Consider the following 26,135-nt stretch of genomic DNA (forward strand, 5'->3'; position numbering starts at 1 on the left):
CGGGACCCTCCGTCCGTCCACGGGCTCACGAAGGTCAGCGCTCGCGGGGGTCGGGACCGGCCGTCGGGTCGACGCCCTCGTCGAGGGCGTCCCACAACTCCCGCTCGCTGGGGGCGCCACTTCGTGCGGCAGGGGTACCGCCCGCGGGGCCGGCCCCCTGCCGGTCGTACCGGCCGGACATACCCGGCCAGCGCCCGCCGCGCAGGATCGCCACCACTCCCCCGGCGACCAGCAGAAGCCCTCCCACGGAGGCGAGAATCGGCCAGACGACGGCCGAGGCGACCTGCGGGGTGGAACCGACGGAGAGCGGCGCCTGCTCGGCGGAGATCCGCAGCGCGGCGCTCGCGCCGCCTCCCCACCAGGAACCGGCGATCATCCCGGCCCCGCCGAGCGCCATCACCGCTCCGACGAGCCCGCGCCACACGCCTTTCGTCGCGAGGACGGCGACCACCGCGGCGAGCGCCGCCCAGGCGCCGGGGCCGAGGGCGGGGACCAGTTCGGAGGCGGAGACCGCGACCTCGCGGGTGCCGTACGTCACGGTGAACCAGTCGCGTCCCGCGGCGAGGAGCACGAGCGCGGCACCGGCCACGCACACCGCGAGCCAGGTCCACAGCTCCCGCCTCGCCGTCACGCCCGGGTCACCGCCAGCTCGTCGGCGTCGAAGCAGGTCCGATCGCCGGTGTGGCAGGCGGCGCCCACCTGGTCGACCTTGAGCAGGACGGTGTCGCCGTCGCAGTCGAGCGCGGCGGACCTGACGTGCTGGACGTGGCCCGAGGTGTCGCCCTTCACCCAGTAGGCTCCGCGGCTGCGCGACCAGTAGGTGGCCCTGCCCGTGGTGAGCGTGCGGTGCAGCGCCTCGTCGTCCATCCAGGCGAGCATGAGCACCTCGCCGGTGTCGTACTGCTGGACGACGGCGGGAACCAGCCCGTCGGCGGTGCGCTTCAGCCGGGCCGCGATGGCGGGGTCAAGGGACATGCGGCAATTGTGCCGCAACAGGGGAGAGGGGTGGCCTCCGGCATGGCCACGTGAGCGAGCAGGACGAGCACGGCACTCCCGGCACCGGGGGCGAAGGAGGGCCGAGCCGCGGGCGGCCCGGCCGGCACCCACCTGGAGGCGGAGGCGGTCGTCGTCTCAGTGGCCGCGGTCGTCGTCGAGGACGTCGGCGGCCTGGACGACGATCTTGGGGTCGGGGACGCCGACGACCTCGTGGTCCTTGTTCTCGTACTCGAACAGGCTCAGCAGGTGGCGCATCGCCTCGATCCTGGCCCGCTTCTTGTCATTGCTCTTGATCACCGTCCACGGAGCCTCCTCCGTGTCGGTGTTGACGAACATGTCCTCCTTGGCGGCGGTGTAGTCCTCCCACTTGTCGAGCGACTCCAGGTCCATCGGCGACAGCTTCCACTGCCGCACCGGGTCGACCTGGCGGATCACGAACCGGGTGCGCTGCTCGGAGCGCGAGACCGAGAACCAGAACTTCACCAGGTGGATGCCGTCGCGGACGAGCATCCTCTCGAACTCCGGAGCCTGTTCCAGGAACTCCAGGTACTCCTCGGGGGTGCAGAAGCGCATCACCCGCTCGACCCCGGCGCGGTTGTACCAGGAACGGTCGAAGAAGATCATCTCCCCGGCGGCGGGCAGGTGGGAGATGTAGCGCTGGAAGTACCACTGGGTGCTCTCGCGCTCGCTCGGCTTCTCCAGCGCCACCACGTTCGCGCCCCGGGGGTTGAGGTGCTCCATGAACCGCTTGATCGTGCCGCCCTTGCCCGCGGCGTCACGCCCCTCGAAGAGGACGACCAGACGCCCCCCGGTGTCCTTGATCCAGTACTGGAGCTTGAGCAGCTCGATCTGGAGCAGCCGCTTGATCCGGTCGTACTCCGCCCGCTCCATCCGCCTGTCGTAGGGATACTTCTCCCGCCAGGTGTCGACCGGGCTGCCGTCCTGGCGGACCAGGACGGGGTCGTCGTCGTCATCGTCGTCGACCCGCAGGTCCGCCAGCTCGTCGAGCAGGTCGCTGCGCTCCAGGGCCGCGTGAATGTTCACCACGGGAAACTGGCCGTCCGGCAGCTCCCCGCCAACCAACTCTGCCATCGGTCCCTTCCCTCGGGCGGACGTGGGGCCCGCCTCCGCCCTGTCCCTACCTCGGCACGGGCGGGATACTCCTTCCCGAACCACCCCCTTTTCCCTTCTTCCTGCCGCACGTGCCGCGCCGGCGCGGGGTGGGGCGGGACCATCCCTGGTCCGGCGCGGCCGGTGATCACCCGCCGCGATCGGGTCGCGTGCGGAAGCAGGGCTAGGAGCGGGCCGAGGAGACCCAGGAGGCGTGCAGGTCGGCGTAGACACCGGGCTCGCGTACCAGCTCGGCGTGCGGGCCACGCTGCACGATCCGGCCCCTGTCGAAGACGAACACCTCGTCCGCCGCCTCGGCGGTGGAGAGCCGGTGGGCGATGGAGACGGCGGTGCGGCCCCGCGTGGCGCCCTCCAGGGCGCGGGCCAGCCGCACCTCCGTCGCCGGGTCCACCGCGGAGGTGGCCTCGTCGAGCAGCAGCAGGTCGGGGTCGGCCAGGTAGGCGCGGGCGAGCGCGACGAGCTGGCGTTCGCCCGCCGACAGCGACTCGCCGCGCTGGCCGACCCTGGTCGACAGGCCCGCGGGCAGCCCCTCCAGCCAGTCGGCGAGCCCCAGCTCGGTCATGGCGAGCCGGATCTCCTCCTCGGTCGCCGAGGGGCGGCCGAAACCGATGTTCTCCCCCAGGGTGCCGTCGAACAGGAACCCGTCCTGCGGCACCATCACGATGCGGCTGCGCAGCGAGGAGAAGCGGACGTCGCGCAGGTCGTGGCCGTCGATCGTGATCCGCCCGGAGACCGGGTCCATCAGGCGGGTGAGCAGCTTGGCGAAGGTCGTCTTGCCGGAGCCGGTCTCCCCCACCACCGCGATCCGCGAGCGCGGCGGGATCCGCGCCGAGACCTCGTGCAGCACCGGCGCCCCTCCGGGATAGGAGAATCCCACGTCCTCGAAGGAGACCGAGATGGGACCGCGCGGCAGCTCGACACCGTCCTGGCCCGGGTCCGCGACGTCGGCGGGGGTGTCGAGCACGCCGAGGATGCGCCGCCATCCGGCCACGGCGTTCTGCGCCTCGTTGAGCACCTCGGTGGCGACCTGCATCGGCGAGACGAACAGCGTGATGAGGAACAGGAAGGCGACCAGGCGCCCCTCGGTGATGTCGCCCGCCAGCCCGAGCCGCACGCCGACCAGCACCACCGCGGCCAGCGCGATGGCGGCGACGATCTCGGTCAGCGGGAACACGGTCGCGACGATCCGCTGGGTGCGGGCCTGCGCCGCCTTGTTGGCGTCGATCGCGATGTCGAGCCGCTCCGCCGTACGGGCCTCCGAGCCGTGGGCCCTGATCACGGCCGCGCCCACGACCGACTCGCTCACGGCCGAGAGCATGTCGCCGGTGCGCTCGCGAACCCGCGTGTAGGCGCCCGAGAGCCAGCGCTGGAAGCGCGGCAGGACGACCATGAGCGGCAGGAAGCACAGCCACACCACCAGGGCGAGCTGCCAGGAGTAGACGAACATCAGCCCGGTGGCGACCAGGAGCTGCCCCAGGGCGATGATGATCATCAAGCCGCCCCACTGCATGAACACGCTGATCTGGTCGACGTCGCCGGTGACCCGCGAGACGAGGGCGCCGCGGCGCTCGGTGTTCTGGGTGAGCACCGACAGATCGTGCACGTGCCGGAAGCCGCGCACCCTGAGCGTGGCGAGAGAGGACTCGGTGGCCTTGTAGAGGCGGACGTTCATCAGGTACGCGCACAGCGCGGTGAACGCCACGGCGGCGGCGCACAGCAGGACGGCGGTGCGGATGTAGGCCACATCCGGACCCCCTCCCCCGAGCCCTCTGTCGATGGTCTGCTGGACGGCGATCGGCACGATGATCTTGCCGGCCGTGGCGACCACGGCGAGCGCGAGCGTCCCGGCCATCCCCTTGCGGAACTCCGGCGTGAGCGACAGGCCATGCCTGACGGTGGCCAGCCCCGAGCGCTCGACCCCCTGGAACGAGCTCACCGGCACCGTCCTCCCAGCGGGCCCCGGCCCCGCTCGCCCCGCGTCGGCCCGGCGGGACGCTCCCTGAGCCGGTAGTGCTTCCTCACGCGCTGACCTCTTCCTCTCGCTCGGCGTCGAGCGCCTCCCGCTCGGCGCCCTGACGTTCGTAGGCGGTGACCAGGTTGCGGTAGCCCTCGCAGCGGGCGAGCAGCTCCGCGTGGCCGCCCCGGTCGACGACCCTGCCGTGGTCGAGGTAGACGACCTCGTCGGCCAGGGCGATGGTGGCCATCCGGTAGGCGATGACGACCACGGTGGAGACCTGGGACGCGTCCCGCAGCCCGTACAGGATCCTCGCCTCGACCTGCGGGTCGACGCTGGAGGTGGCGTCGTCGAGCACGAGCAGCCGCGGGCGGCGCACCAGCGCGCGGGCCAGGGCTATCCGCTGGCGCTGGCCGCCCGACAGGCTGGTGCCGCGCTCGCCGACCCGGGTGTCCAGCCCCGAGGGCAGCGCGCTGACGAACCCCTCGGCCTGCGCCAGGCGCAGCGCCGCCCAGACGTCCTCGTCGCCGACCTCCAGGCCGAGGGTGACGTTGCCGCGCACGGTGTCGTCGAACAGGAACGTCTGCTGCGGCACCAGCGCCACCGCGTCGCTCACCCCGTTCCTGGCGACGTCGCGCAGATCCGTGCCGTCCACGAGCACGACGCCCTCCGCCGGGTCGACCAGGCGAACGAGGGTCTGGGCGAGCGTCGACTTGCCGGAGCCGGTGGGGCCGACCAGGGCGACGGTGCGGCCGGAGGCGACCTCCAGGCTCACGTCGCGCAGGACGGGGAACTCCCCGTCGCCGTAGGCGTAGCCGAGGCCGCGGACCTCCAGCCTGGCGGGTTCCGTACCGGGCAGCTCGACGGCGCCGTGCTCCATGGAACCGGTGGCCTCGAGCACGGCCTGGATCCGCTCGTAGCCGACGACGGCCCGGGGCAGCTCGGCGAGCACCCACCCCAGCGCGCGGATCGGGAAGGCCAGCAGGGTGAACAGGTAGGCGACCTGGACGAGCACCCCGGAGCCGATCGCGCCGCTCTCCAGCCTCATCGCGCCGATCAGCAGCACGGCGAGCACGCCGAGGGTGGGCAGCGCCTCAAGCAGCGGGTCGAACAGGCCGCGAACCCGGCCCACGGCGATGTTGGCGTCGCGCAGCTCCTCGGCCTTGGCCAGGAACCTCGCGGTCTCCTCGTCCTCGCGGCCGAGGGTCTTGACGACCAGGGCGCCGTCGAAGCTCTCGTGGGCGATCTCGCTGACCTCGGCGCGCAGCTGCTGTGCGCGGGTGGCGAGCGGGTTCAGTCTGCGCTGGTAGATCAGGTTGAGTACGGCGATCGCGGGAAAGACCAGGAAACCGACGAGGGCGAGGATCGGATCGGTGATCACCATGGCGACGGCGGCGGTGACCAGCATCACGACCACGCCGACCGCCATCGGCAGCGGGGCGAGCGGCGCCCAGGCGGCCTCCACATCGGACCCGGCGTTGGACAGCAGCTGCCCGGTCGGGTGCCTGTGGTGCCAGGCCAGAGGGAGCCTCAGATACTGGCGGGTGACGTCCCGGCGGGAGCGGGCCTGCATCCGATACTGCATGACCCCGGCGAAATACCGCCGTCCCGCCACGCCCAGCGCCTTGATCAGGGACGCCCCCATGATGAGGAGCGCGCCGATGGCGAGGGTGCCCGTCGTGATCTGCCCGTTCCTGAAGGCGGGGAGCACGACGTGGTCGGTGGCCCAGCCCAGCGCCCAGGCCGAGGCGACGGTCATCACGCCGTACAGGGCACTGGACAGCACCGCGGCGGAGAATATCGGCTTCTCCGCCCGAACGGCCACCCCCAGGACCCCGAGTCCCTTACGCATGACTGCGGTGGTCATCTTGCTCGCCACGCGGGGGATGTCCTTTCGACGGGGGAACGTTGCTACCTAAGTCCCTATCACTGTGGATCAAGCGGTTATTCCCGAACCACCTTCGGCAATGTCACGCCCACCCCTCCGATCGCCCGCCCAACGACGTTGTCAGGACCACATATGCACTACGCCCGCACCGAACGAGCCGCGCTCAGCGACCTGTTCACCCGGCTCGGCCCGGACGCTCCCACCCTCTGTGAGGGCTGGACCACCTTCGACCTCGCCGCCCACCTCGTCGTCCGAGAACGCCGCCCCGACGCCGCCGGAGGCATCCTCCTCAAACCGCTGGCCGGGCACACCGCCAGGGTGCAGGAGTCCATGAAGACCAGGAAGGGGTACGCGGGCCTCGTCGACCTCGTACGCTCCGGCCCCTCGGGGGCCTACCGTCTGCCCGGTCTGGACGAGGCGGCCAACACGGCGGAGTTCTTCGTCCACCACGAGGACGTACGGCGGGCACAGCGGGTCTGGGAGCCTCGGGAGCTGCCCGCCGAGCTGGAGGAGCGGTTCTGGAAGCAGATTCACCGCGGAGCCCGGCTGTTCCTGCGGCGCGCCCCCGTCCAAGTCGTCCTGCACCGCGTCGGCGGCGGCACGGCCGTCGGCGGCGCCAAGGAGGGTCCTCAGGTAGAGGTGACGGGCACGGCCGGGGAGCTGCTGCTGTTCTGCTTCGGGCGCCAGTCCCACGCCAAGGTGACCGTGAACGGTGACGACGAGGCCGTGGCCAGGCTGATGGACGCCTCCCTGGGCGTCTGAGGGAAACGTGGAGCCGATCACCGGGGCGGCGACGGCAAAGACGCCCGCCGGGATCGGCGTACGAGCGGCGCCGATCTAGCCCTACCGGTATACCTGGCAGTGAAGATTGGACAGGAGCGCCTCGCGACCCCACGATGGCGAGTGTGACCTATGCCAAACTCCCGACCAGACCACGGTTTGTTTCCGCGGGACGGGTATGATCATCGAAAATCCGGGAGCCACCCGGGCCGCAGATGCCAATGATCGATAAAATTCGGGTATATACGGCTGGGATTGGAACTGCCAGGAGGCCCCCATGCAGGTAAAGAAGATCCTCACCTACCTCGCGGTAGCTTTCGTGGTCTTCTATCTGTTCACCAAGCCCGCCGAGGCGGCGAGCGCGGTCAACGGAGTCTTCGACGGGATCATCAGGGGAGCAGACCAATTGGCTCTGTTCTTCACCCGCGTGCTCACCTAACCACCCGGCGGGTCCCCTCCCGCCCCTAACCGCGTCACCCGCGTTCCCGTCTGATCCACAGGGGAGCGCACACCCCCCGCCTCGCAAGTCATGCCGTCGGCCCCGCCGATCCCGGAAACGTATCGCGACGGTCGCCGGAAACCGCCCGCCCCCACGAACGGCCACGAGGTCCCCCTCGCACCCCGCCGCCCGAAGCCGCGCGGCCCCACCGTACAGAGTGGTACGGAACCAGGGTGGTACCCGTACGGCGAACGTCCTGACCCGATCATGGGTGACCACGGAAGACATCACGGCACTTCCTTGATGACCTTTCCTGCACCCTGGTGGGAAGTCCGTTTCTCGTACGGGGGATCGTTTCATGCACGGCAGGCAGAGGTTCCCCGGGCTCGGGGCGATCATCGCGGGAGCCGTCACGTGCGGCGTGCTGGCGACCCCGGGAGTCGCCTTCGCGACCCCGACACCGGACCCCATGCCGACACCGGCGCCCCCCTCCCCCCAGACCACCGTCCGGGCCCCTGCCATCGACGGATCCGGCCACCCCGCTGCGGAAGCTCCAATCGGCGCAAAAGCCCCGGAAAGCCCGGGAGGCATAGAGGCGTCGGAGAGCTCAGGGGGCACGAAAGGTCCCTCCTCCCTCTCGGCCCACCCCCTCCTCGGCCACTTCGGCGCCGCCGTCGACCGGCCGCTGACGGGAAGGATCACGCTGGCCAACCCGACCGGCGAGACGCTCTCCTTCAAGGTGACCAGCCCCACCCTGCTTCCCGCCGGAATCACGCTCGACGCCGACGGCCTGCTCGGCGGCACCTCCCGGATACCGGGCACCTGGACGGTCCCGGTCGAGGCCTGCGTCCCCTCCGGCGGGTGCACCACCGGCACCGTGACGATCGCCATCACCTGCCGATGCGCCGACTCGCCCCTCTCCCCGTCGAGCTCCCCCTGCTCCGACAACGGCACGGCCGACGTACTCACCACGTAACCGCAGCCCGCACCTCCCCCAAGGGCGTGTCCCGCAGGAGGCATAGGAGATCACCAGGCGATGACCGGCCCTCACACGCTCGGCGCCGCAGCCCTTCGCGCCATCGAACGCGCCGACACCGAGGGCGTCGAACTCATCCGCTTCCTGTACGCCGACCACGGCGGCGTGATCAGGGGCAAGGCCACCTCCCACCTCCGGCTCGCCGAGCGGCTCCACACCGGCATCGGCCACACCGTGGGGATGATGGCGATGAACATGCTCGACGAACTCCAGGACGTCGCGGGTCTCGGCCCCGTCGGGGAGGTCCGCCTCGTCCCCGACCCGGCCACGTTCGTCCACCTGCCCTACGCTCCCGGCGCCGCGGCCATGCTGACCGACCTGCGCGAGGTCGACGGCTCCCCCTGGCCCGTCTGCCCGCGCACCTTCCTGCGTGAGGCGGTCGTAGCCCTGGCCGCCGAGGGCCACACCCTCGTCGCCGCCTACGAACCCGAGTTCACCCTCGGCCATCGCGAACCCGACCCCGAGGGCGGCCTGGACCGCCTCATCCCCGCCGACGACAGCCTGTGCTACTCCACCGTCGGCTTCAACCAGCTCCACGACTACACGATGGCCCTGGTCCGCGCCCTGGAAAGGCAGGGGCTGCGTCCCGAGCACTACCATCCCGAACTCGGCCACGGCCAGCACGAACTGTCGATCCGTCACACCCCCGCCCTCCATACCGCCGACAACCACGTGATCTACCGCGAGACGGTGAGGGGCGTCGCCACCCGCATGTCGATGTGGGCCTCCCTCGCCCCCAAACCCCTCGCCGACCAGCCGGGCAACGGCGCCCACCTCCACCTCTCCCTCTGGGACACCGCGCTCCGTGCCAACACCTTCGCCGACCCCTCCGACCGCTACGGCATGTCGGCCACGGCCTATCACTTCATCGGCGGCCTGATCACCCACCTCCCGGCGCTCACCGCCCTCACCTGCGGCTCGGTGAACAGCTTCCGGCGCCTGACACCGAGATCGTGGTCGAGCGCGTACGCCTGCTACGGCATGGACAACCGCGAGGCGGCGGTGCGGATCTGCTCCCCCACGGGCCGCGACACCTCGGCGTCCGCCAACCTGGAGCTCAAGCCCTCCGACTCCTCGGCCAATCCCTACCTGTCGCTGGGCGCCGTCATCCACGCCGGCCTGGACGGCATCCGCCGCGGCCTCGACCCCGGCGACCCCGTCAACGTCGACCCCGCGACCCTCCCCCCCGGACGCGTCCCCCGCCTCCCCGCCTCCCTGGACGAGGCCCTGGACGCCCTGGAGGCCGACGACGTCCTCATGAACGCCCTCGGCCCCCTGCGCGCCTCCGCCTACCTGGCCGTCAAGCGCTCAGAGGCCAGAACCTTCGCCGCCCACGACGCCGCCTACGAACTGTTCCACCACTTCCGCGTCTTCTGACCCCCAGGATCGCCGCACATCCCGCCCGGCAACCCCTTGAACCCCATCCCCACTACGGGGCGGCCGGGCAACCTTCCGTGCCGATCGTCAGCAACACCGGCTCCGGCAACGTGAACGGCTTAACGACCATGTCATCTCCTGCGGACGTCGGGAAATTCACCTCCAGCTGGATGGCGTACTTCGCCCCACCTGGTAACCCCCGCGCTCAAAACACCGCACCACCCCACTGAACTACGGAAATGCCAACCTCACACCTCCGGCATCCCCTTTCATCACACGACTATCGCTCTACGTAATCAGTCGAATACCATTCGCTCACGTTCGATTCAAGGAGGGCCCATGCCAGACGAGGGATACCGCAGCCTGCTCGACTGCCGTCGCCGCAGCAGGGCGCTGCGCGCCTGCTCGTTCACCTTCGACCAGATCGCCTACATCCTGGCCCTCGATCACGACGTCAACCCCCTGCGCCCGTACCGCTACGCACCTGGAATCTCTCCCACGTGACGGGCCGGGAACAAGAATCCCCAGCAGAAAGACCGCCGAACCCATATGAGCAGCCCGACCAGAACCACACATCAGCCACGCTATGGGAGGCACAGGAACCTCGATACCGTGGCAGGTATGACCGTCCCGCATGGCCACGAACCCCACGGAACACTGCCGTGGACTCCGCGTTACTGGAACGCGGACGAGTTCATGAACCATGACTTCGGCGACGTCGGCCGCCGCTTCGAACTTGAGGACGGCTGCATCGTGATGACCCCCGCGCCCTCCATACGGCACCAGCGCATCGCCCGCCGCCTCATCAACGCCATCGAGGCGTGCCTTCTGGATCTTGATCTGGACCTGGACGTGGAGGGACCGGTCAACTACCGCCTCAACTCCGACACCGTGTTCGCCCCCGACATCGCCGTCTTCCAACGCGGCACCGACAGCGACCTCTACGTGGAACCCCACGAGATCGAGATCCTCGCGGAGGTCACGTCCACCAACTCCAACCGCGACCGCCTCACCAAGATGAACCGGTACGCCCGGACCAAGTGTGAGTGGTACTGGATCATCGACCAGAACACCCTGGTCATCGACGTCTACCAGCTCGACGGCGACCTCTACAGGCAGGTGGCCGCCCTCGCCCCCGGTACCGCCGCCACCCTGCCCGGCCCCGTCCCCCTGACGATCGACCCCGGAACCCTCGCACCCATGCCACCCCGGCCCGGCTCAAACTTGAGCACATAGCCACCGATCACCCTCACCGGGATCACGTACCGCCAGACCCGTGCGCACCGACCTCCCGTACGCCAAGGAGCCCGGCCCTGCGCTCCTTTCCGCAGCGGCGCTTCAGCTACGGCGAGCACCCAGGAAACCTCCTCGTACGAAGGCTTCAGCGCGGGAAAGCACCCTGGGCGGCCGGAAACGGAGCGACTACGGCCCGCACCCCGTACGACGGAGCCGCCGTGCGCGGAGGCGGGCCGGTGTTCCGGGCGGCTTATAAAAAAGCGCAACCCCGCGCGCCCGAGCAGGCCGGAGGCCTGAAGAACCAGACCCTCACCACGACGGCCGCCCGGAGCACCGGCCCGCCGCAGCGCGAACCCCGCTCCGGAACACCGACACAGGTCGGACGTAAACGGTCCTTCCCCAGCCGCACCGGCGCTGGCGATCACGGAGTCGAACTCCAGCACAGCGGCGAACACAGGAAGCCCCGACGTGCGGAAACCACACCGTAGGACACGCTCAACCAGGAAGCACACTCAACCCCGCAACAGGCAGCACACGCCCAACCGCGAAGCACCGCAGGACCCGCCCCCCAAGGATCACCCCTTCGCGGTGAAGACGATCTCCACTCTCCGGTTCTTCGCCCGGTTCTCCTCCAACGCCCGCCCCCGGACGACGTTGGGCACCCGGGGCCGCCTCTCGCCGAAGCCCTCGACCCGGAAGGTCGCGCCCGTCAGTGTCCCCTGGAGTGCCTGCCGCACGGCCTGCGCCCGCCTGAGCGAGAGCGCGGCGTTGTAGGCGTCGTCGCCCTGGTCGTCGGTGTGTCCCTCGATCCCGACCGTCCCGCCCGCGGAGTCGGCCCGGACCTTCGCGGCGACCTGCCCCAGCCGCTGCCGCGCCCTCGAAGTCAGCACGGCCTTGTCGAGCGCGAACAGCACGTCGCTGGTGAGCGCCACGGTGACCTTCTCGCCCTGTCGCGACTCGCTCTCGGCGCCGTCGAGGGACTCCACCTCGGCGACGACGTCCTCGACGACCGCGACGACGTCCTCCACCTCGGCCACGGCGTCGTCGCCCGGATCCGCCCACGCGGCCGGTACGAGGCCCGTGACCAGGGCCAGCCCGAGTACCAGGGTCGTGAGGCGCTCAGGAGATCGGGACATCGGTGAACACACCCAGCACCTTGAGGTCCACATTGATCTTCGTGACGTCCGGCGGCGGGGCGGCGAACGTGGCGTGCAGGGGCAGCACCTCGCCGGCCTCGGTGAACACGTCGTAATCGGAGCACAGGCACTTGGCCCGGGGATACTTCCCGGTGCGCGCGACGACGTACCGCTTGCCGTTGACCGGGTCGATCAGGCTGATCCCGGCCACGGTCAGGCCGAGGCCGCCCGGGGTGTCGCCCATGCCGCTGGTCATCTGCCACCGGTCGTCGCTGTTGTTGGTGACCCTCCAGGTCAGCGTGGACAGCCGGCCCTGGCGCTTGAGACCGGTGATCTCCACGGTCAGGTCCGCGCCGCCCGTCTTGACCTCCCTGCGGGCGATCACCCTCTCCTGCTCCGCGGGCGCGGGCTCACCGGGATCGCCGGTCGCCGTGGCCTCCGTGACATCCGTGGCGTCCGCCGTACTCGTCGCCCGCCCCTCCTGCGAGTCCTGCGAGACCCGTGACTCCTGCGAGACGGGCTGCCTCTCCTCGCCGCCGCCCCCCTGCTGCCCAGGAAGCATCCCGCAGCCGCTCAGCATCGCGGCCATCACCGCCACGACCGCCACCGGCGTGGTCCCTCTTCGCATCCCGTACCGCCTCCGCCCGTTGTGGATCACATCGAGCCCGACCGTAGGAGATCCGCCTTCAGAAACCGCATAGCGCGCTATACGCGCAGGCCACGGCGCCGCGACACCTCACGGGCGAGCTCTTCGGCCTCGGCGAGGCCGTCCTTGTCGCCGAGAGCGTCAAACTCTCCCACAGCATCCGATACAGCACCAACTGCCCCATCCACCTCATCAAGATCTAAAAGCGCCGCCGCCAGAGTGAGCAGCGCCCGCCCGGCACCCCGGCGGTCCCCGTACTCGCGGAACGTCCCCAGCGCCTCCTCCGCGCCCCCGCGGGCGATGTCGGGCCGCCCCTCCGCCAGGGCCACCCTCGCCAGGAGCACCAGCCCCGCGGCCTCGGGGAGCCGGTCCCCCAGACGCCTGACCAGACCGAGGCCGCGTTCGGCCCGCTCGCGCGCCTCGACCACGCGCCGCCGTTCCAGATGAAGCCCCGCGAGGTCGAGCGAGACGGCCGCCTCGCCGCGCGGATCACCCAGCTCCCGGTAGACGGCGAGACTCTCGCGCAGCAGGTCCTCTGCCTGCCGCGCCCCGCCGAGGGCACGCAGCGCATCGGCCCTGCCGCGCCGATCCCCCGCCGCCGAGAACGCGGCCAGGCAGGCGACGAAGCAGGCCTCCGCCTCCGGACGCCGCCCCTGGGCGAGACGTACCAGACCGAGCCGGTGGCGGGTACGGGCCACCTCGTGCGCCTCGGCGAGCGGAAGCGCCCGCCCGAGGGCGTCGGCCGCCTCCTCCAGACGGCCCTCCGTACGGCGAAGGTCGGCCAGGGACCGCAGCAGCAGCGCCTCACCGTGGCGGTGGCCCGTGCGCCGGGCGGCCCACAGGCCGAGTGCCACGACCGTGTTCCAGTCCTCGCGGTACGCGCCCAGCTCGAAGAACGGGGTCAGGTAGAAGGCGAGCCGCCAGGTCGCCTCGTCCAGGCCGGCCCGCTGGAGGTCGGCGACGGCCGCGACCAGGAACCCACGCTCGGCGGCCAGCCAGCGGGCCGACTCCCGCAACCGCGCGGTGTCCAGGTCCGCGGCCTGCTCCGCCGTACGGGCGACGGTCTGGCCGGACCCCGGCTCCGCGGGCAGCAGCAGCGCCCTGGCCCGCCGGGCGCGGTCGAGGATCTCCCCCGCGGCCGCGGCGAGGACCCGGGCGGGCGGCCCCTCCTCGGCCTCCAGGCGCTCGGCGGCATAGAGCCTGGTCAGGTCGTGGCAGTCGTACCTCTCCTGACCGCTCGCGTCGAGCCCGCGCGAGCGCAGCAGACCCGCCTCGGCCAGCGCCTCCAGCAGCCGCTCGGCGGGCGCCCCGAGGACGGCGGTGGCCGCCCACGGGGCGACGTGGGGCGCGGACAGCGCGCCGAGACGGCGCAGCAGCAGGCGTTCGCGATCCGAGAGCGCACGGTAGCCGAACGCCAGGCTGCCACGTACGGCCAGATCTCCCGCGCTGAGTTCGTCGAGGCGGCCACGCTCGTCCTCAAGGCGTCCCGCCAGGTGCTCCAGCGTCCAGCCCGGCCGCCGCGCGAGCCTGGCCCCGGCGATCCTGAGCGCCAGCGGCAATCCGCCGCACAACACCGCGATCCGCGCGGCCGCCCGCGGCTCGGCCCGCACCCGTCCTTCCCCCACCACCCGCGCGAGCATCTCCACGGACTCGCCGGTGTCGAACACGCCGAGTTCGAAGGCTCGCGCCGCCTCCAGGCCGGACAGCGGCGAGCGGCTGGTCACCAGTGTCAGGCAACCGGGCCCCGCGGGCAGCAGCGGGCGCACCTGAGCGGCGTCGGCCGCGTCGTCCAGCACCACCAGCAGCCGCCGCCCGCTCACCAGGCTGCGGTACAGGCGCGTCCGCTCGGCCAGGTGAGCGGGCACCGCACCCTCCGGGCAGCCGAGTGAGCGCAGCAGGTCCTCCAGCACCGCGCCCGGCGTCCTGGCCCCGAGCGAGGCGTACAACCGTCCGCCGGGAAAGTCGAGCCCGCCGGCCACGTGGACCGCCACCGCGGACTTGCCCGCCCCCGCGGGACCGTGCAGCACCAGATGGACGGGCGCGCCTCCCTCGGCGGGCACGGACCGGCGGATCCAGTCCAGGACGCGCTGGCGCCCGGTGAAGTCGGCGATGTCCGGCGGCGTCTCGTTCGGCACGACCCGCACGGGGACACCCGCCGACTCGTTCGGCACAATCCACACGGAGGCATCTCCCGCCGACTCGCCAGGCACGATCCGCGCGAGGGCGTCCCCCCTCAGCACGCGCTCGTGCGCCCGGTTCAGCTCGGGACCCGGCTCAAGGCCGAGCTCGCCGACGAGCAGCCGCCGCGCCTCCCGGTAGGCGCTCAGCGCCTCCGACCTGCGCCCCGCCTGGCCGAGCGCGAGTACGAGCTGTGCCCACGCCCGCTCCCGCAGGGGGTACGAGGTCACGAGCGCGCGCAGCTCCCCCGTCACCTCCGCGCCACGGCCGAGCGCCACGTCCAGCTCGACGCGCTCTTCGAGCGCGGTGAGCCGCAGTTCCTCCAGCGGTACGGCGTACGCCCGCCGCAGTTCGGCGGAGTCGATGTCGGCCAGCGCGGGTCCCCGCCACAGGGCCAGCGCGGCACGCAGCTCGCCGGCCGCCTCCGCGCTCATGCCCGCGTCCCTGGCCCGCCTGCCCGCGGCCACCAGGCGCTCGAACCTGTGCGCGTCCACCTGCTCGGGGTCGACGTCGAGGAGGTAGCCGCCGGGCACGGTGCGGATCCCGTCGATGAGCTTGCGCAGCGCGCTCACGTACACCCGCAGCACCGGTTCCGCCGAGGCGGGCGGCTCCTCTCCCCACACCTCGGCGACCAGCCGCCCGACGGTCAGCGTCCGTCCGGGCCTCAGCAGCAGGGCGGCCAGAAGCGCGCGGTGCTTGGCGGGGCCGGGCGTCAGGTCACGCTCGCCCTCGACGACCCGCAGTGCTCCCAGCACCCCGAACCGCACGCTCACCCCTCCGCCGGGCCTACCTCGAACGACTGGAACCCGACCCGGACGGGTGTGGCCGTGTCCGGTGCCGCGTGGACGCCGACGGCTCCAGGACCGTAGGGGTCCTGGGTGTCCTCGGTCTCCCCCACCGGCTCCTCGTTGAGCCACATGCCGAGGACGACCCGATCGCCCTGCTGCGCGCATCGGGCGACGACCCGGTTGTCGGCGGCTTTCCCCATCCGTACGGGTCCGTGCAGGACGACGCCCCGCCCGTCGTGCCGCTTGGTGATCGAGGCCTCGCCCGAAGCGGTGACCGTGAACTCGTAACGGTCTCCGGTATCGGCGTCGCCACGGCACCACACGCCGAACTCCCCCGCCCCCTCCCGCAGCCGCATCCTGGAGCTGACCACGACACCCCCGGCGGAACCCTCGGAGAAGGGGGCGGACTTCCACAGCCGCCATCCGGGATTGGCGGTCAGCAGGTAGACCCCGCCGTCCAGCTCGGTCCTGCCGCCGTCGGACGCGCCGACGGCCCACGACTCGGCGAAATCGGCACGGTACGGCGACGTGAGCGCGCCTGAACCGGCATACAGGATCACCCCGCTCACCAGGACCGCCACGAGCACGGCGACACCCGCCGCCCAGGGCCACCGCCGTCTTCTCGCGACCGTGACACCGGACCGTACGGGCTCTCCGACCACAGGCGGTTCCCCGATCAAAACCGGTACCCCCACCGCAGCCTGTTCCCCGGGCAGCCCCGATCCCCCGACCACGACCGGTCCCCCCTGCGCACCCGACCCCCCGGCCACGGGCGGTTCCCCGGACGCGACCGATCCCCCCGACACGTCCGGCCTCCCGACCGCCCCCGGCCCTGCGGACACCGCCGACCCCTCCCGCAGACCCGCCCTCCCGGGCGCGCCCGGCCCTCCGCCGCCCGCCCAGGCGCGCTCGACGACCTGACTCGCCGTCGCCGGGGTCGGCCGGCCGCCGACCAGCTCGTCCAGCAGCCGCTGGGCGCTCGGCCGCCGCGCGGGGTCCTTCGCCATCGCCCCCTCGACGACGGCGCGCACACTCTCGTCGAGGCCTTCGAGGTTCGGCCCGTCGTTGACGATCCGGTAGAGGACCTCGGACGGCGAGCCGCCGCCGAACGGCAACCGCCCCGTACCGGCGAACGCGATCACCCCGCCCCACGCGTACACGTCGGCCGCCGGCGTGAGCGGCTCGCCGCGCACCTGCTCGGGGGCCATGAACGCGGGGGTTCCCAGGATCGCCTGGCTGGTCAGGCTCTCGGTGTCGACGAGCTGCGCGATACCGAAGTCGATCACGCGCGGGCCGAGGGGCGAGAGCAGCACGTTAGACGGTTTCAGATCGCGGTGGATCACCCCGGCCCCGTGGATCGCGTGGAGGGCGGTGGCGATCCCGACCGCGAGCGCCTCCAGGTTGGCGCCGGTGAGCGGTCCCTGCTCGCGTACGGCCTGCGCCAGGTCGGGTCCCCTGACGTACTCGGTGACGAGGTAGGCGACGCCGTCCTCGACCCCTGCGTCGAGCACCGGGGCGGTGCAGAACCTCGCCACCCTGCGCGCCGCCGCCACCTCGCGGTCGAAGCGCCGCCGGAAGGCGGGGTCGCGGGCCAGGTGCGGATGGATCACCTTCACCGCGGCCAGGCTCCCCGCCGGGGTCGCGGCGAGGTGCACCACGCCCATGCCACCCCGGCCCAGCTCACGTCTGAGCGCGTAGCCGCCGATCATGTTCACCGGAGTCACCCTATGCCGTCAAATTCACGCACACCGGCATTTTGTACACCAAAGAACTCGGCTACCGGCTACCTTCTGCGAGCCACGGCGAACCGGAACGATGTCAGCGGACCGGATGCCCCGCCACCCTCAGCGTGTCCTTGACATCGCCGATCTTGAGCTGCCCGAAGTGGAACACCGACGCCGCCAGCACCGCGTCCGCCCCCGCCTCGACCGCGGGCGGGAAGTCCTCGACGGCACCGGCCCCGCCGCTCGCGATGATCGGAACCGACACCTCGGCCCGTACGGCCCGGATCAGCTCCAGGTCGTAGCCGTGACGCGTGCCGTCACCGTCCATGGAGTTGAGCAGGATCTCCCCCACCCCGAGCTCCTCACCCCGCCGGGCCCACTCCACCGCGTCGATGCCGGTGCCCCGGCGTCCGCCGTGCGTGGTCACCTCGAAACCGGACGGCGTCGGCGGGCCGTCGACGATCCTGCGGGCGTCCACCGACAGCACGATGCACTGCGCCCCGTAACGCTGCGACGCCTCGGTCAGCAGCTCGGGCCGGGCGAGGGCAGCCGTGTTCAGGCTCACCTTGTCGGCGCCGGCCCGCAGCAGCCTGTCGACGTCCTCGACCGCGCGCACCCCCCCGCCCACGGTGAGCGGGATGAACACCTGCTCGGCCGTCCGGCTGACCACGTCGTACATCGTCGACCGGTCGGAACTGGAGGCCGTGATGTCCAGGAACGTCAGCTCGTCGGCCCCCTCCGCGTCGTAGCGGCGGGCCAGCTCGACCGGGTCGCCCGCGTCGCGGAGGTTCTCGAAGTTGACGCCCTTGACCACCCGCCCGGCGTCCACGTCCAGGCAGGGGATCACTCGTACCGCGACAGTCATCGCGTTCCTTTCAGCGTGGCGACCCCCGCTTTTGGGTGTGGGGACGAAGTCATCCGCGGGCCCCTCACGAACTCGCGGCGGCGACGGCGGCGAGGGCGTCTTCGAGGGTGAACTCCTGTGCGTACAGCGCCTTGCCCACGATGACCCCCTCGACGCCGATCGGGACGAGCGAGGCCAGGGCGCGCAGGTCGTCCAGGGACGAGACGCCGCCGCTCGCGACCACCGGCGCGTCGGTGCGGGAGCAGACCTCACGGAGCAGGTCGAGGTTGGGACCGCGCAACGTGCCGTCCTTGGTGACGTCGGTGACGACGTAGCGGGAGCAGCCGTCCTTCTCCAGCCGGGCCAGCACCTCCCACAGGTCGCCGCCCTCCTGGGTCCAGCCACGGGCGGCCAGCGTGGTCCCCCGGACGTCGAGGCCGATCGCGACCCGGTCACCGTACTCAGAGATGATCTTGGAACACCAGGCGGGGTTCTCCAGCGCCGCGGTGCCGATGTTCACCCGGCGGCAGCCGGTGGCCAGCGCGAGCTCCAGCGAGGCGTCGTCGCGGATGCCGCCGGACATCTCCACCTTCACGTCGAGCGCGCCGACCACGGTGGCGAGCAGCTCGCGGTTGCTGCCCCGGCCGAACGCCGCGTCCAGGTCGACCAGATGGATCCACTCGGCACCGGCCTCCTGCCAGGCGAGCGCCGCGGACAGGGGATCGCCGTACGACGTCTCGGTGCCGGCCGCGCCCTGGACCAGGCGGACCGCCTGACCGTCGGCGACGTCCACGGCGGGGAGCAGCTCAAGCGTCATCTGTTCAAGACCTCCGGTCGAAGACAAGGGTGATGAGAAGCGGTAGCAACAACAAAGAGATGACGAGCGCCCCGAACCGGGCCGCCCACGAGGACCACAACAGCCAGACGATCACCTGGGCGATCAGGAACAGCACCGCCGCGACACCGTTCTGCGTCCGGCGGCGGCGGGCCATGATGCCGCCCTGGGAGACGATGCGCACCGGCCTGCCCGGAAGCAGCGCGACCACCCTGCCGACCCGCTCGCGCCGCCGCGCCAGCCGAGCCTCCCGCTCGGCGCGCAGAGCCGCCTGGCGTGCCTGCTCGGCCTCCCGCTCGGCCCTGCGCCTGGCCCGCTCCTTGCTCATCGAGAACTCACCGGACGCTCACGCGAGGGTCCCGAGCCAGTTCGTGAGCAGCTGAGCACCGGCGTCGCCCGACTTCTCCGGGTGGAACTGGGTGGCCGCGAGCGGGCCGTTCTCCACCGCCGCGACGAACGGAACACCGTGCTCGGCCCAGGTGACCAGCGGATCGGGGAAACCCGGTCCCGCCTTCAGCTCCCAGGAGCGCACGCCGTAGGAGTGCACGAAGTAGAAACGCGTCCCGGCGTCGAGCCCGGCGAACAGCGCGGTCTCGGCGGGCGCCTTGACCGTGTTCCAGCCCATGTGCGGCAGGACCGGAGCGTCCAGACGCTCCACCGTGCCCGGCCACTCCCCGCACCCCTCGGAGGTGACGCCGTGCTCGACGCCCGTCTCGAAGAGGATCTGCATGCCGACACAGATGCCGAGGACCGGCCGCCCCGCCGACAGGCGCCGGCCGATGATCCGCTCACCCCGCACGGCGCGCAGTCCCGTCATGCACGCGGCGAACGCCCCCACCCCCGGCACGACGAGACCGTCGGCCTCCAGCGCCGCCTCGTAGTCGGCCGTCACCGTGACCTCCGCTCCGACCCTGGCCAGCGCGCGCTCCGCGGAACGGAGGTTGCCCGAGCCGTAGTCGAGAACGGTCACCTTCTTCTTCACCACCAGAGCACCGCCGCCGTGGTCGCCAGGGCCGCGAGGGCGGCGAGCAGCACCGCGCCCTTCTTCAGACCCTGTTTGAGGAATGAGACGATCCCGCCGACGAGGAAGAGGGCCACGAAGGCCATCGCGACGGCCGTCCAGTTGTCGCTCACCGGCGCGTCCCCCTCCCTCCGCGAGAAGCCCCGCGAGAGGAGGTCACAGCACGCCCTTCGTACTGGGCACCCCGGTGGCGCGCGGGTCGCGCTCGGAGGCCGCCCGCAACGCCCTGGCCAGCGCCTTGAACTGCGCCTCCACGATGTGGTGGGCGTTGCGGCCGTACGGGACGCGCACGTGCAGGCAGATCGCGGCCTGGGCGACGAACGACTCCAGGATGTGCCTGGTCATCGTCGTGTCGTACTCCGCACCGATCATGGGTGCCATGCCATCAGGCTCGCTGTGCACCAGGTAGGGGCGTCCCGACAGGTCGACCGTGACCTCCGCGAGCGACTCGTCCAGCGGGCAGGAGGCGTTGCCGAACCTCCGGAGGCCCGACTTGTCGCCCAGAGCCTCGCGGAACGCCGCCCCCAGCGCGAGCGAGGTGTCCTCGATCGTGTGGTGGGCGTCGATGTGCAGGTCGCCCTCGGTCTTCACGGTCAGGTCGAACAGCCCGTGCTTGCCGAGCTGGTTCAGCATGTGGTCGAAGAACCCGACACCGGTGGACACCTCGACGTTCCCGGTGCCGTCGAGGTCGACCTCGACCAGCACCGAGGTCTCCTTGGTGACACGCTCGACGCGACCGCGACGCGGTGCGGCCATGACACCGTCAGTGATGCTGCTCACAGGATCTCCTCCAGGGCGGCGCGGAACGCCGCCATCTCCTCAGGGGTACCGATCGAAACTCTCAGCCACCCGGGCGGGCCCACCTCGCGGATCAGCACACCGCGCTCCAGCATGCCCCGCCACACCGCGTGTCTGTCCTCGAAGAGCCCGAACAGCACGAAGTTGGCGTCCGAGTCGGCGACCGTCAGCCCTCGGCCACGCAACCACTCCACCGTGGCGTCCCGCTCGGCCCGCAGCGCGTCGACGGCACCGAGCAACTCGGCACTGTGGGCAAGCGCGACCCGCGCCGCCGTCTGGGTGAGCGTGGACAGGTGGTACGGCAGCCGGACCAGCAGCAATGCCTCGATCACCGCCGGGTGGGCCGCCAGGTAACCGAGCCGGGTCCCGGCCATGGCGAACGCCTTGGACATCGTCCGCGTGACGATCAGCCGGGGATTGTCCGGCAGCAGCGTCAGCGCCGACGGGGTGCCGCCGCGGGCGAACTCGAAGTAGGCCTCGTCCACCACCACCATGCCCGGCGCCGCCTCCACGATCGCGGCGATCACCGCCGGGTCCAGGGCGGTGCCGGTCGGGTTGTTGGGAGAGGTCAGGAAGACGACGTCCGGCCGGTGCTCCTCGATCGCGGCCACGGCCTTGCCCGGGTCGATCCCGAAGTCGTCCTCACGCGCCCCGGAGATCCACTCGGTGGAGGCTCCGGTGGTGATGATCGGGTGCATCGAGTAGGAGGGCTCGAAGCCCATCGCGACCCGGCCATGGCCGCCGAAGGCCTGCAGGATCTGCTGGAGCACCTCGTTGGAGCCGTTGGCCGCCCAGACCTGCTCCACGGCCAGGCCGTGCCCCAGATACGAGGCCAGATCCCCGCGCAGGGCGAGCGCGTCGCGGTCGGGGTAGCGGTTGAGCTCGCCCGCCTGGGCGCGTACGGCCTCTGCCAGGTCGGCGACGAGGGACGCGGAGGGCCCGTAGGGGTTCTCGTTGGTGTTGAGCCTGACCGGAACGTCGATCTGGGGGGCACCGTACGGTGTGCGCCCCCGAAGGTCGTCGCGGATCGGCAGATCTTCAAACCTCACGCCGGGTCTCCCCATCGAATCGGGCACGGGCATTCCCGCCGGGCACCGGCGAGGAGGTCCGTGCGCGGATCGCCGCGCGCCCGGTGAGCACGGGCCGGGAGGTCCTCACGAGGGCACCTCCCAGTCGAATCGTGCGCGGATCGCCGCGCGCCCGGTGAGCACGGGCCGGGAGGTCCTCACGAGGGCACCTCCCAGTCGAATCGTGCGCGGATCGCCGCGCCATGCGCCGGGAGGTCCTCGGTGTCGGCCAGCACGCACACGTGGGCGGCGGCATCGGCGAGGGCCTCGCGGCTGTAGTCCACGACGTGGATGCCACGCAGGAACGTCTGCACCGACAGCCCGGAGGAGTGGCATGCACAGCCGCCGGTGGGCAGCACGTGGTTGGAACCGGCCATGTAGTCGCCGAGCGAGACCGGCGCGTAGGAGCCGACGAAGATCGCTCCCGCGTTGCGCACCCGGGCGGCGAGCTCATGCGCCCCGGCGGCGTGGATCTCCAGGTGCTCGGCGGCGTACGCGTCGACGACGCGCAGCCCGGCCTCCATGTCGTCGACGAGCAGGATGCCCGACTGGCGTCCCGACAGGGCCTCGGTGATCCGCTCGGCGTGCTTGGTCGCGGCGACCTGGCGGGGCAGCTCCCGCTCGACGCCCTGGGCCAGCTCCACCGAGTCGGTGACGAGCACGGCGGCGGCGATCGTGTCGTGCTCGGCCTGGCTGATCAGGTCGGCGGCGACGTGCACCGGGTCGGCCGTGGAGTCGGCGAGGATCGCGATCTCGGTGGGACCGGCCTCGGAGTCGATGCCGATGCGCCCCTTGAGCAGGCGTTTGGCGGCGGCCACCCAGATGTTGCCGGGGCCGGTGACCATGGTGACCGACGGGCACTCCTCGGTGCCGTACGCGAACATCGCCACCGCCGAGGCGCCGCCGGCCGCGTAGACCTCGTCCACGCCGAGCAGCGCGCAGGCCGCCAGGATGGCCGGGTGCGGCAGCCCGCCGAACTCGCGCTGCGCGGGCGAGGAGACCGCGAGGGAGGGCACCCCCGCCTCCTGGGCGGGAACGACGTTCATCACCACGCTGGAGGGGTAGACCGCCCGGCCGCCGGGGACGTACAGCCCCACGCGGTCGACGGGCACCCAGCGCTCCGTGACGGTGCCACCGGGCACGACCTGGGTGGTGACGTCGGCGCGCCGCTGATCGCGGTGGACGAGGCGGGCGCGGCGGATCGACTCCTCCAGTGCCGCCCTCACCTTCGGGTCGAGCCCTTCCAGCGCCCCGGCGATCGCCTCGGCGGGCACCCGGGTGGACTCCAGCTCGACGCCGTCGAACCTGGCGGTCAGCTCGCGCACGGCGACCGCCCCGCGATGGCGCACGTCCTCGCAGATGGACCGCACCTTCTCCAGGGCGGCTTCGACGTCGAGGTCGGCGCGGGGCAGCACGTCGCGAAGGTCCTCCGGCAGAGGGCCTCGCAGGTCGGTACGCGAAATCACCCGTTCAGTCTACGGAGGTCCGCCACCCGATATCGTCCTGTCCATTATCCGGACGGCGCCTTTACTATGTAGATTTTAATCAGCCGCTACGCTTCCCCCGTGAGCAAGAGCAAGAACAAGGGCGGCCAGGGGACCCCCGCGACGGTGGCCCTCACCCAGGCCAAGGTCGATTTCACCCTGCACCCCTACGAGCACGACGCCGGTGCGCAGACCTACGGCGAGGAGGCGGCCGACGCCCTCGGGGTGCCGTACGAGCGGATCTTCAAAACCCTCGTGGCCGAGGTGGAGAGCGGGCTCGCCGTCGCGGTGGTGCCGGTGGCGGGCAAACTCGACCTCAAGGCGTTCGCGGCGGCGATGAAAAGCAAGCGGGCGACGATGGCCGACGCGGCGAAGGTCGAGCGGGTCACCGGCTACGTGGTCGGCGGCATCAGCCCTCTCGGGCAGCGCAAACGCCTGCCCACGGTGGTCGACGCCTCCGCGCTCGGCTTCGCGACGATCTACTTCTCCGCCGGGCGGCGCGGGCTGCAGATCGAGACCGACCCCTCGGAGCTGGTACGGCTCACCCAGGCCGTCACCGCCCCCATCGGCAAGGCCGACTGAGGCTCTCCCGAGGTCGCGCGGGACGGGCCCGCAAGACGAGCCCGCTCCCTGGGGCGAGTCCTGTCGAAGGTTGCCGACGCGGCGCGCGGCGACGTTCGGCCACACTCGGTGAGAAGGCAGACACCTGACCGGGGACATCGGGGGCAAGATGCATTATCTGACCGCTACCGAGATGATCGAGCTGCTGCGTACCGGGCAGATCAGCGCGGTCGAGCTGCTCGACGCGCACCTGCGGCGGATCGAGGAGGTCAACCCGAAGGTCAACGCGATCGTCACGCTGGTGGCCGAACGTGCCAGGCGGGAGGCCGAAGAGGCCGACAGGGACCTGGCCCGCGGCCGGTGGCGGGGACCGCTGCACGGGCTGCCGGTCGCGCACAAGGACCTCGCCGACACCGCGGGGATCCGCACCACGTACGGCTCGCCGATCTTCGCCGACCATGTCCCGGCCGCCGACGCGCCGATCGTGCGGCGGATGCGCGAGGCCGGGGCGATCACGGTCGGCAAGACCAACATCCCGGAGTTCGGCACCGGATCGCACACCGTGAACGAGATCTTCGGCCCCACCCGCAACCCGTACGACCTGTCGAGGTCGGCGGGAGGCAGCAGCGGCGGGGCCGCGGCGGCGCTGGCGACCGGCATGGTGGCGCTCGCCGACGGCTCCGACATGGGCGGCTCGCTGCGCAACCCGGCCTCCTTCTGCAACGTGGCCGGGCTGCGGCCCACCCCTGGGCGGGTCCCCTCGCCGTCACCCGTCGCGGCCTGGTTCACCCTCGGCGTCCCGGGACCGATGGCCCGCACCGCGCAGGACCTGGCGCTGCTGATGAGCGCGGTGGCGGGGTTCGACGCCGCCTCCCCCTTCTCGATCACCGAGAGCGGCTCCGCCTTCGCCGGGCCGCTGGACCTCGACCTGACAGGGGTGCGCATCGCCTGGAGCCCCGACCTGGGCGGGCTCCCGGTCGACGCGGAGACGGCCAAGGTCACCGCGGACGCCCCGGCCGCGCTCGCGGAGCTGGGCGCGCGGGTGGAACGGGTGGATCTGGACCTGTCCGCCGCCGAGGACGCCTTCCGGATCCACCGGGCGTGGTATTACGCGCTCTCCTTCGGCGACCTGCCGCAGGAGAGCCTCGGGGCGAACGTGCGCTGGAACGTCGAGCGGGGCCGGGAGCTGACCGGTGCCGACCTGGCCCGCGCCGAGCGGCTGCGCAGCGAGCTCTACCGGCGGATGGGCTCCTTCTTCGACACCTACGACTTCCTGATCGCGCCGGTCAGCCAGGTGCCGCCGTTCCCGGTGGAAGCCCCCTACGTCTCGGAGATCAACGGGGAGGCGCTGCCCGACTATCTGGCGTGGATGCGCTCGGCCTACTGGATCAGCGTGCTGCACGCCCCCGCGGCGTCGGTGCCGTGCGGGTTCACCTCCGGCGGACTGCCGGTGGGCGTGCAGATCGTCGGGCGCCCCTTCGCCGACATGGCGGTGCTGCGGCTCGCCCACGCGTTCGAGCGCGCCACCGGCCACGGCTCGCACCGGCCACCGCTCTGACGCCTCTCACCAGGCCTTACCGGCCGCTGATGTCGTACGACGACAGCGGCCCGTAGGGGTCGTCCCCGCCGAAAGGCCGGCGCAGCGGGGAGTCGCGGTAGCCAGCGATGCCCTCCAGCGCGAAGAAGAGGCCGGCGGCCAGCGTCGGCCACGCGAACAGCACCCCCCTGGCGGTCAGCTTCAGCGGCCCCGCGACCAGCGACGCGGACACCCCCGAGGCGGTCACGCTCACGGCCCCGAGGTTGACCGCCTCCCCCACCACCAGCGCCAGGTGCGCGCCGAGCAGGCCACCGGCCGCCAGGCCCACCACCACCGGCAGCGGGCGGCCCCCGCGCGACACGCTGTAGCCGATCGCCCCGCAGGCGAGCCCGAACGCACCGGTGATCACCGCGAACCAGCCGTCCGCGGCGATCAGCGCCTGCGTGGAGGGATCGGCCAGCAGCGACCCCCTGCCCGTCACGACGTACGGGGGGCGCGGCGCGGCCAGCGACCACAGGACCCCGGCGACGATCCCGATCAGCGCGAGCACCAGCACTGTGATCGCAAAATCACGCACGCCTCGCACCATGGTTCCCTCACCCTCTGTGCAGATGTGCCCGATGTTACATACCTCTCCGCCCGGTGCCATCCGAGGCTTCGACCGAATCCCGTTACTCTG

At 71.7% G+C, this 26,135-nt stretch carries 26 protein-coding genes; 8 read left to right on the plus strand and 18 right to left on the minus strand.

Annotated elements, in window-relative coordinates; translation table 11 throughout:
* Positions 1-34: 34 nt before the first annotated feature.
* The 5 genes from ABZ664_RS11670 to ABZ664_RS11690 form a co-directional block, all read right to left on the minus strand.
* Positions 35-631, minus strand: a complete 597-nt coding sequence (locus ABZ664_RS11670) for a Trp biosynthesis-associated membrane protein (protein WP_362506814.1) — start codon at positions 629-631, stop codon at positions 35-37.
* Positions 628-975: a phosphoribosyl-AMP cyclohydrolase gene (hisI, locus tag ABZ664_RS11675; protein ID WP_362506817.1), complete on the minus strand. Its 348-nt coding sequence runs from the start codon at positions 973-975 to the stop codon at positions 628-630. The genes ABZ664_RS11670 and hisI overlap by 4 nt, the downstream gene beginning before the upstream one ends.
* A gap of 156 nt (positions 976-1,131) precedes the next feature.
* On the minus strand, positions 1,132-2,088 hold the full coding sequence (gene ppk2 / locus ABZ664_RS11680) for a polyphosphate kinase 2 (RefSeq protein ID WP_362506820.1): 957 nt from the start codon (positions 2,086-2,088) through the stop codon (positions 1,132-1,134).
* Positions 2,089-2,290: 202 nt separating this feature from the next.
* Complete coding sequence (locus ABZ664_RS11685) at positions 2,291-4,063, minus strand: ABC transporter ATP-binding protein (protein WP_362506823.1); 1,773 nt, start codon at positions 4,061-4,063, stop codon at positions 2,291-2,293.
* Positions 4,064-4,145: 82 nt separating this feature from the next.
* Positions 4,146-5,948: an ABC transporter ATP-binding protein gene (locus tag ABZ664_RS11690; protein ID WP_362507278.1), complete on the minus strand. Its 1,803-nt coding sequence runs from the start codon at positions 5,946-5,948 to the stop codon at positions 4,146-4,148.
* 153 nt (positions 5,949-6,101) lie between these two features.
* Here ABZ664_RS11690 and ABZ664_RS11695 point away from each other — a divergent pair, with 153 nt between their 5' ends.
* The 6 genes from ABZ664_RS11695 (at position 6,102) to ABZ664_RS11720 (ending at position 10,837) form a co-directional block, all read left to right on the plus strand.
* The gene (locus ABZ664_RS11695; protein WP_362506826.1) at positions 6,102-6,731 is read left to right on the plus strand and encodes a TIGR03085 family metal-binding protein; all 630 of its coding nucleotides are present in this window, start codon (positions 6,102-6,104) and stop codon (positions 6,729-6,731) included.
* A 295-nt stretch (positions 6,732-7,026) separates the two neighbouring features.
* Complete coding sequence (locus ABZ664_RS11700; protein WP_344744406.1) at positions 7,027-7,188, plus strand: hypothetical protein; 162 nt, start codon at positions 7,027-7,029, stop codon at positions 7,186-7,188.
* Between the two features lie 358 nt (positions 7,189-7,546).
* Positions 7,547-8,164: a putative Ig domain-containing protein gene (locus ABZ664_RS11705; RefSeq protein ID WP_362506830.1), complete on the plus strand. Its 618-nt coding sequence runs from the start codon at positions 7,547-7,549 to the stop codon at positions 8,162-8,164.
* A 60-nt stretch (positions 8,165-8,224) separates the two neighbouring features.
* The gene (locus ABZ664_RS11710) at positions 8,225-9,601 is read left to right on the plus strand and encodes a glutamine synthetase family protein (RefSeq protein ID WP_362506833.1); all 1,377 of its coding nucleotides are present in this window, start codon (positions 8,225-8,227) and stop codon (positions 9,599-9,601) included.
* A gap of 339 nt (positions 9,602-9,940) precedes the next feature.
* Positions 9,941-10,105, plus strand: a complete 165-nt coding sequence (locus ABZ664_RS11715) for a hypothetical protein (RefSeq protein ID WP_362506836.1) — start codon at positions 9,941-9,943, stop codon at positions 10,103-10,105.
* A 117-nt stretch (positions 10,106-10,222) separates the two neighbouring features.
* Positions 10,223-10,837, plus strand: coding sequence for a Uma2 family endonuclease (locus ABZ664_RS11720; RefSeq protein ID WP_362506839.1), 615 nt, complete (start codon positions 10,223-10,225; stop codon positions 10,835-10,837).
* A gap of 575 nt (positions 10,838-11,412) precedes the next feature.
* On the opposite strand, the gene ABZ664_RS11725 is transcribed toward ABZ664_RS11720, so the two are convergent.
* The 12 genes from ABZ664_RS11725 to hisD all read right to left on the minus strand — a co-directional run bounded on the left by ABZ664_RS11725 (position 11,413) and on the right by hisD (position 23,340).
* Positions 11,413-11,973: an OmpA family protein gene (locus ABZ664_RS11725; RefSeq protein ID WP_362506842.1), complete on the minus strand. Its 561-nt coding sequence runs from the start codon at positions 11,971-11,973 to the stop codon at positions 11,413-11,415.
* Positions 11,957-12,601 carry a hypothetical protein gene (locus ABZ664_RS11730; protein WP_362506845.1) on the minus strand — a complete coding sequence of 215 codons (645 nt, stop codon included), beginning with the start codon at positions 12,599-12,601 and terminating at the stop codon, positions 11,957-11,959. Before ABZ664_RS11730 ends, ABZ664_RS11725 begins: the two co-directional genes overlap by 17 nt.
* Before the next feature lie 77 nt (positions 12,602-12,678).
* Positions 12,679-15,570, minus strand: coding sequence for a BTAD domain-containing putative transcriptional regulator (locus ABZ664_RS11735; RefSeq protein WP_362506848.1), 2,892 nt, complete (start codon positions 15,568-15,570; stop codon positions 12,679-12,681).
* Positions 15,567-17,294 carry a serine/threonine-protein kinase gene (locus tag ABZ664_RS11740; protein WP_362507281.1) on the minus strand — a complete coding sequence of 576 codons (1,728 nt, stop codon included), beginning with the start codon at positions 17,292-17,294 and terminating at the stop codon, positions 15,567-15,569. Before ABZ664_RS11740 ends, ABZ664_RS11735 begins: the two co-directional genes overlap by 4 nt.
* Positions 17,295-17,403: 109 nt before the next feature.
* Positions 17,404-18,174, minus strand: a complete 771-nt coding sequence (gene hisF / locus ABZ664_RS11745) for an imidazole glycerol phosphate synthase subunit HisF (protein ID WP_362506851.1) — start codon at positions 18,172-18,174, stop codon at positions 17,404-17,406.
* Between the two features lie 64 nt (positions 18,175-18,238).
* Positions 18,239-18,970 carry a bifunctional 1-(5-phosphoribosyl)-5-((5-phosphoribosylamino)methylideneamino)imidazole-4-carboxamide isomerase/phosphoribosylanthranilate isomerase PriA gene (gene priA, locus ABZ664_RS11750; protein ID WP_362506854.1) on the minus strand — a complete coding sequence of 244 codons (732 nt, stop codon included), beginning with the start codon at positions 18,968-18,970 and terminating at the stop codon, positions 18,239-18,241.
* 4 nt (positions 18,971-18,974) lie between these two features.
* A complete protein-coding gene (locus ABZ664_RS11755; protein WP_362506857.1) occupies positions 18,975-19,316 on the minus strand; it encodes a hypothetical protein in 342 nt (113 codons plus the stop codon).
* A gap of 18 nt (positions 19,317-19,334) precedes the next feature.
* Complete coding sequence (gene hisH, locus ABZ664_RS11760; protein WP_362507284.1) at positions 19,335-19,970, minus strand: imidazole glycerol phosphate synthase subunit HisH; 636 nt, start codon at positions 19,968-19,970, stop codon at positions 19,335-19,337.
* A complete protein-coding gene (locus ABZ664_RS11765) occupies positions 19,967-20,122 on the minus strand; it encodes a hypothetical protein (RefSeq protein WP_350950340.1) in 156 nt (51 codons plus the stop codon). The genes hisH and ABZ664_RS11765 overlap by 4 nt, the downstream gene beginning before the upstream one ends.
* 43 nt (positions 20,123-20,165) lie before the next feature.
* The gene (gene hisB / locus ABZ664_RS11770; protein ID WP_362507287.1) at positions 20,166-20,765 is read right to left on the minus strand and encodes an imidazoleglycerol-phosphate dehydratase HisB; all 600 of its coding nucleotides are present in this window, start codon (positions 20,763-20,765) and stop codon (positions 20,166-20,168) included.
* 20 nt (positions 20,766-20,785) lie between these two features.
* On the minus strand, positions 20,786-21,871 hold the full coding sequence (locus ABZ664_RS11775) for a histidinol-phosphate transaminase (protein ID WP_362507290.1): 1,086 nt from the start codon (positions 21,869-21,871) through the stop codon (positions 20,786-20,788).
* Positions 21,872-22,032: 161 nt separating this feature from the next.
* Entirely contained in the window at positions 22,033-23,340 is a 1,308-nt protein-coding gene (gene hisD, locus ABZ664_RS11780; RefSeq protein WP_362506862.1) for a histidinol dehydrogenase, read from the minus strand.
* A 99-nt stretch (positions 23,341-23,439) separates the two neighbouring features.
* On the opposite strand from hisD, the gene ybaK reads away from it, so the two are divergent.
* Both ybaK and ABZ664_RS11790 read left to right on the plus strand, forming a co-directional pair.
* Complete coding sequence (gene ybaK / locus ABZ664_RS11785; RefSeq protein ID WP_350950343.1) at positions 23,440-23,940, plus strand: Cys-tRNA(Pro) deacylase; 501 nt, start codon at positions 23,440-23,442, stop codon at positions 23,938-23,940.
* 148 nt (positions 23,941-24,088) lie between these two features.
* Positions 24,089-25,477, plus strand: a complete 1,389-nt coding sequence (locus ABZ664_RS11790; protein WP_362506865.1) for an amidase — start codon at positions 24,089-24,091, stop codon at positions 25,475-25,477.
* A gap of 16 nt (positions 25,478-25,493) precedes the next feature.
* Here ABZ664_RS11790 and ABZ664_RS11795 read toward each other — a convergent pair whose 3' ends face one another.
* On the minus strand, positions 25,494-26,033 hold the full coding sequence (locus tag ABZ664_RS11795; protein ID WP_362506868.1) for a hypothetical protein: 540 nt from the start codon (positions 26,031-26,033) through the stop codon (positions 25,494-25,496).
* Positions 26,034-26,135 lie beyond the last annotated feature (102 nt).

It is taken from the genome of Streptosporangium sp. NPDC006930, from assembly GCF_040635605.1.
Taxonomy (GTDB): Bacteria; Actinomycetota; Actinomycetes; order Streptosporangiales; family Streptosporangiaceae; genus Streptosporangium.